Raw genomic sequence first — 11,378 nt, 5'->3', positions numbered from 1 at the left:
ACTCCGTCACACCAACGGTCCGTCGACACGTTCGATATTGACCAGGAACGCCTTAAACTCGGGCGTCTGAGTATTGGCGTCGCCGACCGAGGGCGTCAGCGTATTGGCGCCGTACCCTTTCCTCGCTTGCCCGGTGAAGCCCCAGTGCAGCGGCACGCCGATGACATGCGTCGGCTTGCCGTCGACCATCAACGGCTTGATCCGCTTCGTCACGTAGGCTTTGCAGACGACGAAGCCGCGCTTGGACGCAACACGCACCCAACCGTTCTGCGGGATGCCTTTTTCATTGGCGAGCGCTTCGCCGACTTCCACGAACTCCTGCGGCTGCAGGATCGCGTTGATGCGCGCGTGTTTGGTCCAGAAATGGAAATGCTCCGTCAGCCGGTAGGTCGTCGCGACGTACGGGAAATCTGCCGGCGCCCCGAAATCTTTCCGGTCGTCGGCGAAGACTCGCGCTGCCGGATTGTTCTGAACTTTCGGGTGCAGCACATTGATCGCCGGAGATTCGAACGGTTCGTAGTGTTCCGGAAACGGGCCTTCCACCATCTGGTCGCGGGCGAACAGCCGCCCGACACCTTCGGCGTTCATAATGAAGGGACCGACCGAGTCCGACGGCTTCACCGTCGGCCCATAGTCCGGCACATCGACGCCGACCCATTTGGAGCCATCCCATTGGATGAGCGGCTTCGCCGGGTTCCACGGATTGCCCTGAAGGTCGGCGCTGGCGCGATTGTAAAGGATACGACGGTTCGCGGGCCACGCCCACGCCCAGTCCGGTGCGATGCCGGCATCGCGCGGATCGGACGCGTCGCGACGCGCCATCTGATTGCCCTTCTCGGTCCAGCAACCGGAAAAGATCCAGCAGCCCGATTCCGTGGTGCCGTCATCTTTGAGTTGGGCGAATCCATCCAGAAGCTGCCCCTTCTTCTTGATGACGGCTCCCGTCGCGTCCTTGAGATCATCGCGCGCCCGCCCGTTCATGTCCTTGGCAAGCTCCTCCGGATTGGGATCCGTCGGATCGGTGTAGTTCCACGTCAGATTGAGGATCGGATCGGGGAACGCGCCGCCTTCCTTGCGGTAGAGTTCGCGCATCCGGTGGAAGATGCCCGACATGATCCAGATGTCCGACTTGGCGATGCCGGGCGGCTCCGCGGCTTTCCAGTGCCATTGCAGCCAGCGCGCCGAGTTGACGAGCGAGCCATTCTCTTCGGCAAAACACGTTGTCGGCAGCTGGAACACTTCGGTCTGGATTGCCGCGGAGTCGGCCGGATTCTGCGGCCCGAAGTTTTCCCAGAACCGCGACGTCTCGGTGTCGAGCGGATCCATCGTGACAAGGAACTTGAGCTTGGAAAGCCCACGCCGGATCTTGCCGCGATCCGGAAATGCCTGCTGCGGATTGAAGCCTTGGCAGATGTAACCGTTCATCTCGCCCTGGTTCATCATCTCGAAGGCTTTGATGATGTCATAGAGCGGTATGTCGAGCTTCGGCAGCCAGTCGTAAGCCCAGTTCGTCTCTGCCGTCGCCGCATCGCCGAACATCGACTTCTGGAAGCTGACGAAGAACTTCCTGTAGTTCGACCAATAGCTCGTCTGGCCCGGCCTGAGCGGTTTGAACTGCCGCGTCTTCATGTAGTCGTCGAACGTGATTTCGCTGTCCTTCGGCAGCGTCATGTAGCCGGGCATCAGGTTCGACAGTAGGCCGACATCCGTCAGGCCCTGGATGTTCGAGTGTCCGCGCAAGGCGTTCATGCCGCCGCCCGCAACGCCGATGTTGCCGAGCAGAAGCTGCACCATCGCCATCGTGCGGATGTTCTGCGAGCCGATCGAATGCTGTGTCCACCCGAGCGCGAATAGGCTGGTCATCGCCTTGTCGGGGGCCGACGTCTCGGCGATCATCTCGCAGATGTGGAGATACTTGTCCTGCGGCGTGCCGCAGATCCGCGACACCATTTCCGGCGTATAGCGCGCGACGTGCGTCTTCAGAAGGTTCATCACGCAACGTGGGTTTTGCCACGTGTCGTCGACCTTCGCGAAGCCTTGCTCGTCGAGCTCGTAGTCCCACGTCGACTTGTCGTACTGGCCCTTCTCGTGATCGTAGCCGCTGAACAGTCCGTCCTCGAAACCAAACCCTTCCTTCACGATCAGGCTGGCGTTCGTGTAGTTGCGAACGTACTCGTGTTGGATTTTGTCCTTCTCCAGCAGGTAGCGGATCAGCCCCGACAGGAATGCGATATCGGTGCCCGGCCGGATCGGCGCGTAATAGTCGGCAACCGATGCCGTGCGCGTGAAGCGCGGATCGATGACGACGAGCTTCGCCGCATTCTCGATTTTGGCTTCGATGACCCACTTGAAGCCGCACGGATGCGCTTCAGCGGCGTTTCCGCCCATGACGACGACCAAGTTGGCATTCTTGATATCCTGCCAAGTGTTGGTCATTGCACCGCGACCGAATGTTGGAGCCAGACTGGCCACCGTCGGTCCGTGTCAGACACGTGCTTGGTTATCGAAGACCAACATCCCGAATGAACGGGCGACTTTCCAGGTGAGGTACGAAGTTTCGCTGGACGAGGCAGATGCCGCCAGCATGCCGGTCGAAAGCCACCGGTTGACGGTCGCGCCGTCCTTGTTCTTGGCGATGAAGTTCTTGTCGCGATCGTCCTTCATCAGCCGCGCGATGCGGTCGAGGGCCCAATCCCAGCTGACTTCCTCGAATTCGGTGCCGCCTGGCTTCCGGTATTTCGGGACTTGCAGGCGCGTCGGTGCATGAACGATGTCGAGCAGCGCCGAGCCCTTCGGGCAGAGCGTGCCGCGGTTCACCGGATGATCCGGATCCCCCTCGATGTGGATGATGTCCGAGGTCGCATTCTTGGAGCCGTCGCCGAGAGTGTAGATCAGGATCCCGCAGGCGACAGAGCAGTATGTGCAAGTATTCCGCGTTTCCTTGGCGTGCGTGAGCTTGAACGGCCTGACCGACGCCGCGACCGCATCTCCGCACCCGCCAAATCCGAGCGCGCCCAAACTCGAGGCCGCAAGACTCGCGCCGCTGAGTTTTATGAAGCCTCTGCGCGTGAGATCCATGATCGGCGCTCCATATTCCACGTCTCTGGCTTGTAACAGTTCCAGATGACGAGCGTACAGTTATAACGCGCTTACCCCGGGAAATGGCCGCAGTCTTTCAAGAACTTAGCTATAGCCGTAGCGAAATAATCATGCGTTTTCGAAAGACGTCGCGCAAAGCCATGCGCCGCGCGAATATCGACGAAACTCTGAAGCTGGGTTTCACGGCCGCGCGACAGCATATTGCCAATCTCAATGAAAGGCTGTTTAAGCCTCGCCATAGGCTTCCAGGCGCGTGATGCTGGCATTCCCCGCGGGGCATGGCCACGGATTCGTGCCGTGCGACAGTTTAAAAACGTAGCAAATTCAAAGCAATATCTCTGGGGGCTAACTTTCGTCCGCACGAGTGTTGCGGCGGTCGGTAGCGTTCGCGCTTTGTGGACGGGCCGGCGGTCTCCTAAATAGTTGGTCGGTGAGGTCTGTCGGTTAGCTTCGACCTCCAATCAGGACACGGACGATGCAAGTCACGGAAACGGCACGAGAAGGTTTGAAGCGAACACTGCAGGTGGTCGTCGGGCAAGCGGAGCTGAGCAAGCGCTTCGAAACGCGGCTGGACGAGTTGAAGGACCGCGTGCAGATCAAGGGCTTTCGGCGCGGAAAGGTGCCGGTCGCGCACCTCAAGAAACTGTACGGCAAGTCGCTGATGCAGGAAGTGATGGAGCAGACGCTCAACGACACGAGCGCGCAGGCCATCAAGGACCGCAACGAGCGTCCGGCCCAGCAGCCCAAGGTCGAACTGGTCGACTTCAACGAAGAGACGTTCGAAAAGATCGCGAGCGGGCAGAGCGATCTCGCCTACAGCATGTCGTTCGAGGTCTTGCCGCCGATCCCGCTGGCCGATCTGACATCGCTGAAGCTCGAAAAGCTGGTCGCGGACGTTGACGATGCCGCAATCGACAAGGCGCTGACCAATCTCGCCGAACGCAACACCGCCTACGACATCGAAGAAGGCCGTGCGGCGAGCGAGGGCGATCTCGTCACGCTCGATTTCGTCGGCAAGATCGATGGCGAAGCTTTCGAGGGTGGCACCGCGGAAGGCCAGAGCCTCGTGATCGGCAAGAAGCAGTTCATTCCGGGCTTCGAGGAAGGCGTGACGGGCCTCAAGGCGGGCGACGAGAAGGTCGTGAGCGCGACGTTCCCGGCCGACTATCCGATGGCGGCTCTCGCCGGCAAGACCGCCGAGTTCGACGTCAAGGTCAAGGGCGTGTCGAAGCCCCGGACCCCGGCCGTCGATGAAGATTTCGCCAAAGGCGTCGGCGCCGAAAGCCTCGAGCAGCTCCGCGGCTTTATCGCCGAGCAGATCAAGCGGGAGTACGATCAGGCCGCCCGCCAGAAGCTGAAGCGTGAATTGCTCGACGCGTTGGATGCGGCCCACACTTTCGAATTGCCGCCGTCCCTTGTTGATTTCGAATTCAACAATATATGGACTCAGCTCGAGAACAATCTCAAAGCCACGAACAAGACGTTTGCTGACGAAGGCAAAACCGAGGACGAGGCCCGCGCCGAGTATCGGAAAATCGCCGAGCGTCGGGTGCGCCTCGGTCTCGTGATCGGCGAGATCGGCGAGAAGAACAATCTGCAGGTTTCGCAGGACGAGCTGCGCCGCGCTCTGGTCGAGCAGGCTCGGCGCTATCCGGGCCAGGAGAAGCAGGTCTACGAATATTACGAGAAGACGCCCGGCGCTCTTGCCGAGCTTCGCGCTCCGATCTTCGAGGATAAGGTCATCGACTTCGTCATCGACCAAGCCAAGCCTGTCGAAAAGAAAGTGACGCGTGACGAGCTTCTGAAGGCGGTCCAAGAGGCGACGGAGGAGTAATCTCCTTTCGAGCCCGACAGGGATTTGAGACATCAATGCGTGCGAGTCTGGCGGATGGGGTCGAGCGGCCCGTCCGCCGAAATGAGGAAAGACGAAGGCGATGCGCGATCCGATCAATACGTTGACGAACACCTTCTGGCCGATGGTCGTGGAACAGACGACGCGCGGTGAGCGTGGCTACGATTTGCCGTCGCGGCTGCTGAAGGAGCGCATCATCTTCGTCACCGGCCCGGTCGAAGACCACATGGCCGCATCGATCTGCATGCAGCTCTTGTTCCTCGAATCCGAGAATCCGAAAAAAGAAATCTCGATGTACATCAACTCGCCGGGCGGTGTCGTCACGGCGGGCATGGCGATCTACGACACGATGCAGTTCGTGAAACCTGCGGTCGCCACGCTGTGCATCGGGCAGGCGGCCTCGATGGGTTCGCTCCTGCTCTGTGCCGGTGCGAAGGGCATGCGCTACGCGCTCCCGAACGCGCGCGTCATGGTGCATCAACCCTCGGGCGGCTTCTCGGGTCAGGCCTCTGACATCGAGCGTCACGCCGAAGACATCATCAAAATGAAGCGCCGCCTCAACGAGACCTATGTCAAGCACACAGGTCAGACCTACGAGACGGTTGATAGGACGCTCGACCGCGACTACTTCATGACCGCCGATCAGGCGCGTGACTTTGGTCTGATCGACAAGGTCCTTGAAAGCCGCGACGAAGTCGAAAGCGGCGTCTTCGAGACTGGCAAGGCTGCCGACTGACGGCATGCAGGCACAACGCCTGGAGGCTTCGGACCGGTGAGGTGTGGGTGGGCGATTCGTCGCCCGCATCAAAGAACAAACGCGGCACATCGAGAACGTTGAGTTTAGGTAAATCCTCGCAATGTCTCGTCTGTGTTGCCAACTCGTTTATCAACTGTGGCAATAGCGCCGCTTGCGACCCTTGGCCGGGTAGGCTCCATTAATCCAATCTTGATCTGCTAAACGATAGCGTGCTCAGATTGGATATGGAGTTCACGTCGCCGCAGAATCGGCCCCTCGCTGAGCGTGAACGGAGGGCCAAAGCAAGAACATCGTGTTGGTGTGTCTTGCACGGAAGGTAGAACACATGGCTCAAGAGAAGAACACTCTCTACTGCTCTTTTTGCGGCAAGAGCCAGCATGAGGTCCGCAAACTGATTGCTGGCCCGACGGTATTCATCTGCGATGAATGCGTCGAACTCTGCATGGACATCATCCGCGAAGAGAACAAGAACACTCTCGTCAAATCCCGCGATGGCGTGCCGAGCCCGCAGGAAATCTGCGGCGTGCTCGACAGCTACGTCATCGGACAGTTCCACGCCAAGCGCGTTCTCTCCGTCGCGGTTCACAACCACTACAAGCGCCTGAACCACGCCTCGAAGAACAACGACGTCGAACTGGCGAAGTCGAACATCCTGCTCGTCGGTCCGACGGGTTCGGGCAAGACGCTGCTCGCCCAGACGCTGGCGCGTATCCTCGATGTTCCCTTCACGATGGCGGACGCCACCACGCTCACCGAAGCGGGCTACGTCGGCGAAGACGTCGAGAACATCATTCTGAAGTTGCTGCAGGCCGCCGATTATAACGTCGAGCGGGCACAGCGCGGCATCGTCTACATCGACGAAGTCGACAAGATCAGCCGCAAGTCGGACAACCCGTCGATCACGCGCGATGTTTCGGGCGAAGGCGTGCAGCAGGCGCTTCTGAAAATCATGGAAGGGACCGTCGCTTCGGTTCCCCCGCAGGGCGGCCGCAAGCACCCGCAGCAGGAATTCCTGCAGGTCGACACGACCAACATTCTCTTCATCTGCGGCGGCGCCTTTGCCGGCCTGGAGAAGATCATCTCGCGTCGTGGCAAAGGTTCGTCCATCGGCTTCTCGGCCCGCGTCAGCGGACCCGATGAGCGGCGCACGGGCGAGATCCTGCGCAATGTCGAGCCGGAAGATCTTTTGAAGTTCGGGTTGATCCCGGAGTTCATCGGCCGCTTGCCGGTCATCGCCACGCTTGAGGACCTCGACGAGTCCGCGCTGGTCCAGATTTTGACCGAGCCGAAGAATGCCATCGTCAAGCAGTACCAGCGCCTCTTCGAAATGGAAGACGTGAAGCTGACGATCACCCTCGACGCCTTGAGGGCGATCTCGCGCAAGGCCATCGAGCGCAAGACCGGCGCCCGCGGCCTTCGCTCAATCATGGAAGGCATTCTGCTCGACACGATGTACGACCTGCCGACGCTCAAAGGCGTCGAAGAGGTGGTCATTGGTCCGGAGGTTGTGGAAGGCTCTGCCAAGCCCCTGCGGATCTATTCCGATCGGGCGGAAGAGAAGGGCTCCACTGCTTAGCTCGACGCGACAATTAACGTTTTCCCGGGGCTCTGCCCCGGGCCTTGTTTGCGGGGCGCCGGTCCCCATTTGTTCGGAGGGAATGGCGTCAAGCAGTCGACCGTGTATCTCTCCGAAAACCGGTAAAGAGGGCTTGGGTCTCACCCCGCGCTCGCGCTCACGAGCATGCCGACCGTCGCCACAAAAAGGGGCGGGATGCGTGGCTCTAAAAGTGGAACGAGTGTGGAATGTGCCGGTGGGTTGTGAAAGACTTGCCGTACACGGCGGATAGGTAGCGAAATGAGCGAAGATAAAAAGACCAAGGAAAAATCCGGCGGCAAAGAACTGTTCCCGGTTCTACCGCTCCGCGACATCGTGGTTTTTCCTTACATGGTCGTTCCTCTCTTCGTCGGGCGCGAGAAATCGATTGCGGCCCTTGAAGAGGTCATGCGCGCCGACAAACAAATTCTCCTCGCTGCGCAGAAGAACGCCAGCGATGACGATCCGGCGCCCGATGCGATCTACGAGATCGGCACGCTCGCATCCGTGCTGCAGCTTCTGAAACTGCCCGACGGAACCGTAAAGGTTCTCGTGGAAGGCAACGCGCGCGCCAAGATCACGCGCTACACATCGAACGCAAACTACTTCGAAGCCGAAGTCGAACGCGTTCCCGAAGTGCCCGGCGCCAAGGACGAGCTCGAAGCGCTCGCCCGCTCGGTCGTCACGCAGTTCGAGAGCTACGTGAAGCTCAACAAGAAAGTCTCGCCCGAGGTTCTGAGCAACGTCGGCCAGATCGAAGACTATGCCAAGCTCGCCGACACCATCGCTTCGCACTTGGCGGTGAAGATCTCCGACAAGCAGGACGTGCTGGAAACCGCCAGCATCTCCGAGCGGCTGGAACGCGTCTACACGCTGATGGAAAGCGAGATCTCGGTTCTCCAGGTCGAGCGTAAGATCCGTTCGCGCGTCAAGCGCCAGATGGAGAAGACGCAGCGCGAGTACTATCTGAATGAGCAGATGAAGGCCATTCAGAAGGAACTTGGCGATTCCGACGAACGCGATGACATCGCTGAGTTCGAGGAAAAGATCGAGAACACCAAGCTGTCGAAGGAAGCCAAGGACAAGGCACTGGCTGAGCTGAAGAAGCTCAAGCAGATGTCGCCGATGTCTGCTGAAGCGACGGTCGTGCGCAACTATCTCGACTGGCTGCTGTCGATCCCGTGGGGGATTAAGGGCAAGGTCAAGAAGGATATCGCCGAGGCCCAGACAGTCCTCGATCAGGAGCACTATGGCCTCGAGAAGGTCAAGGAGCGCATCCTCGAGTATCTCGCGGTCCAGGCTCGCACCAACAAGCTGAAAGGCCCGATTCTGTGCCTCGTCGGCCCTCCCGGCGTCGGCAAGACCTCGCTCGGCAAGTCGATCGCGAATGCGACCGGCCGCGAGTTCGTGCGCATGTCGTTGGGCGGTGTCCGCGACGAAGCCGAGATCCGCGGCCATCGCCGGACCTACATCGGTTCGATGCCCGGCAAGGTCATCCAGTCCATGAAGAAGGCGAAGCGGACCAACCCGCTCTTCCTCTTGGACGAGATCGACAAGATGGGCCAGGATTTCCGTGGCGATCCGGCGGCGGCTTTGCTCGAGGTCTTGGACCCCGAGCAGAACCAGTCGTTCAACGATCACTACCTCGAGGTCGACTACGATCTCTCGAACGTGATGTTCGTCACGACGGCCAACACGCTGAACATTCCTGCGGCCCTGATGGACCGCATGGAGATCATCCGCCTCGCCGGCTACACGGAAGACGAGAAGCTCGAAATCGCCAAGCGCCACTTGATCCCCGAGCAGTATTCTGCGCACGGGCTCGAGCAGGGCGAGTGGACGGTCGAGGACAGCGCGATCAAGGAAGTCATTCGCCGCTACACGCGCGAAGCCGGTGTCCGTTCGCTCGAACGCGAAATGGCAAAGCTCGCACGTAAGGCTGTGAAGGAAATCCTGACGTCGTCGAAGACGTCGATCGTCGTCACCGCCGAGAACGTCCACGACTTCCTCGGCGTGCCGAAGTATCGCTACGGCGAAGCCGAACTCGAGGATCAGGTCGGTATCGTCACTGGCTTGGCCTGGACGGAAGTCGGCGGCGAGCTTCTGACGATCGAAGGCGTCATGATGCCCGGCAAGGGCAGAATGACCGTCACCGGCAACCTGCGCGACGTGATGAAGGAATCGATCCAGGCCGCGAACGCCTATGTGCGCTCGCACTCGGTTGATTTCGGCATTCACCCGTCGCTGTTCGAGAAGCGCGACATCCACGTGCACGTGCCGGAAGGCGCGACGCCGAAGGATGGACCTTCCGCAGGCATCGCCATGACGACCGCGATCATCTCGGTCTTGACCGGCATTCCCGTCCGCAAGGACGTCGCGATGACGGGCGAGATCACACTGCGCGGCCGCGTGCTGCCGATCGGAGGTCTGAAGGAGAAACTGCTCGCGGCGCTTCGCGGCGGCATCAAGACGGTCATCATTCCGGAAGAGAACCGCAAGGATCTCGCGGAAATTCCGGCAGAGGTTCAGACCAAGATGGAAATCATCCCGGTCTCGCGCCTCGATGAAGTCCTGAAGGTCGCACTCGTGCGTGTGCCCGAGCCGATCACCTGGGACGAAGCTGCCGAGGCCGAGGCTCTCGAGGCCAAAGAGTCGAGCAAGGGTGGTGCGCGGATTACCGCACACTGACTTTTTCGGTTACCGTAAATTTGCTCTGTCTGATGCCCCTGTGCGTTTACCGCGCAGGGGCATTTTCTTTTATGAGTTTTGAGCATTTTGATGCGCTTTTGTCCGGAAATACGGGCTTTTTCCGCTTGACGGGCGAAGCGATTGGGCGCTTGTAGCCGGTCATGCGCGGCCCGCTACTCCCCGATATGGCCGCCTCGGGTTTCGAGCCCCATGAGCCGAAGCCTCACCTCCCACACTAGAGGAAAGACGAGATGAGCAAGAAAGATTTGATTGATGCCGTTGCACGCGATTGCGAGCTGACGAAGGAAAAGGCGAGTGGCGTCGTCGATGCCGTTCTCGCCCACATTCGTGCCGCTATGAAAGACGGCCATGAAGTGCGCATCCCGGATTTCGGCACTTTCAAAGTCGCTGCCCGCAAGGCGCGCGAAGGCCGTAATCCTGCGACAGGCAAGACCATTCAGATTCCGGCTTCGCGCGTGCCGAAGTTCACGCCGGCGAAAGGCCTGAAGGACGCGCTGAACATCAACTAAGTTTCGCGTTGAGTTTCAAATCGCGCGCGCCGTCTCTGCGGCGCGCGTGATTGTTTTGACAGTCTCTTAGAGACCGACTAGCAAATGCGCGTCGGGCGGTTAGCTCAGTGGTAGAGCGCCTCGTTTACACCGAGGATGTCGGGAGTTCGACCCTCTCACCGCCCACCATTTGGATGACGTCAGGCGACGCGCCTGGAACCCGTGTGCGCTCTCGGGACAAACAGATTCCCTAGCCTTCTCGCGAATGTGCCGCTTCAGCAGATTACCTTGATACCATAGCATCGCTGAGATACATAAGTTCCGTTTAACGGAACTAACGAAGAAAGAAGAGCTCATGCCCGTATCAATCTACGACATCGCGATTCCGACGTTCCATAAGCAGCTCGCCTCTCTGGAAGCCGTCCTTGACAAGGCGGCTGAGCAGGCCGCAGCGAAGAAAATAGATTTCGCGGTCTATCTCGGTTCCCGGCTCTACCCCGACATGTTCAACCTGACGCGTCAGGTTCAGCTCGCGACCGATTTCGCCAAGGCCGCACCGGCGCGCTTGGCCGGGCTCGACGTTCCAAGCTTCCCCGACGTCGAGACGACCCTTCCCGAACTCAAAGCCCGCATCGCCAAGATTCAGACCCTGCTCGCCGCCTACAAGCCGGAGCAGTTCGTCGGGGCCGAGACTAGGGAGCTGACCCTCAAGGTCGGCGGCCAGGAAGTCACAATGAGCGGGCTGGAGTACCTCCTGCATGTCGCATTTCCGAACTTCTACTTCCATTGCACCACCGCCTACGACATCCTGAGGCACAACGGCATCGAGATCGGCAAACGCGATTTTGTTCCGCGGCGTTAAGACCTAAAGCCCGACTG

General features: G+C 59.8%; 7 protein-coding genes and 1 tRNA gene. 7 read left to right on the top strand and 1 reads right to left on the bottom strand.

Features of this window, described 5'->3' with window-relative positions; translation table 11 throughout:
* Positions 1 to 6: 6 nt before the first annotated feature.
* Positions 7 to 3,078 carry a formate dehydrogenase-N subunit alpha gene (gene fdnG, locus QM780_RS09075; protein WP_415070146.1) on the bottom strand — a complete coding sequence of 1,024 codons (3,072 nt, stop codon included), beginning with the start codon at positions 3,076 to 3,078 and terminating at the stop codon, positions 7 to 9.
* A 496-nt stretch (positions 3,079 to 3,574) separates the two neighbouring features.
* On the opposite strand from fdnG, the gene tig reads away from it, so the two are divergent.
* The 7 genes from tig (at position 3,575) to QM780_RS09040 (ending at position 11,361) form a co-directional block, all read left to right on the top strand.
* Positions 3,575 to 4,933: a trigger factor gene (tig, locus tag QM780_RS09070; RefSeq protein ID WP_415070145.1), complete on the top strand. Its 1,359-nt coding sequence runs from the start codon at positions 3,575 to 3,577 to the stop codon at positions 4,931 to 4,933.
* A gap of 100 nt (positions 4,934 to 5,033) precedes the next feature.
* On the top strand, positions 5,034 to 5,687 hold the full coding sequence (locus QM780_RS09065; RefSeq protein WP_415070144.1) for an ATP-dependent Clp protease proteolytic subunit: 654 nt from the start codon (positions 5,034 to 5,036) through the stop codon (positions 5,685 to 5,687).
* Between the two features lie 346 nt (positions 5,688 to 6,033).
* Positions 6,034 to 7,284 carry an ATP-dependent Clp protease ATP-binding subunit ClpX gene (clpX, locus tag QM780_RS09060; RefSeq protein ID WP_415070143.1) on the top strand — a complete coding sequence of 417 codons (1,251 nt, stop codon included), beginning with the start codon at positions 6,034 to 6,036 and terminating at the stop codon, positions 7,282 to 7,284.
* A 279-nt stretch (positions 7,285 to 7,563) separates the two neighbouring features.
* Positions 7,564 to 9,990: an endopeptidase La gene (gene lon / locus QM780_RS09055; RefSeq protein WP_415070142.1), complete on the top strand. Its 2,427-nt coding sequence runs from the start codon at positions 7,564 to 7,566 to the stop codon at positions 9,988 to 9,990.
* A 251-nt stretch (positions 9,991 to 10,241) separates the two neighbouring features.
* Positions 10,242 to 10,520: an HU family DNA-binding protein gene (locus tag QM780_RS09050; RefSeq protein WP_013948531.1), complete on the top strand. Its 279-nt coding sequence runs from the start codon at positions 10,242 to 10,244 to the stop codon at positions 10,518 to 10,520.
* Between the two features lie 93 nt (positions 10,521 to 10,613).
* Positions 10,614 to 10,688 (top strand) — tRNA-Val (locus QM780_RS09045).
* A 166-nt stretch (positions 10,689 to 10,854) separates the two neighbouring features.
* Entirely contained in the window at positions 10,855 to 11,361 is a 507-nt protein-coding gene (locus tag QM780_RS09040) for a DUF1993 domain-containing protein (protein WP_415070141.1), read from the top strand.
* Positions 11,362 to 11,378 lie beyond the last annotated feature (17 nt).

Origin of the sequence: Hyphomicrobium sp., assembly GCF_047600905.1 — a bacterium.
Classification (GTDB): domain Bacteria; phylum Pseudomonadota; class Alphaproteobacteria; order Rhizobiales; family Hyphomicrobiaceae; genus Hyphomicrobium_B.
The sequence above is the reverse complement of the archived record's forward strand: the minus strand, read 5'-3'. Positions and strand labels throughout refer to the sequence as shown.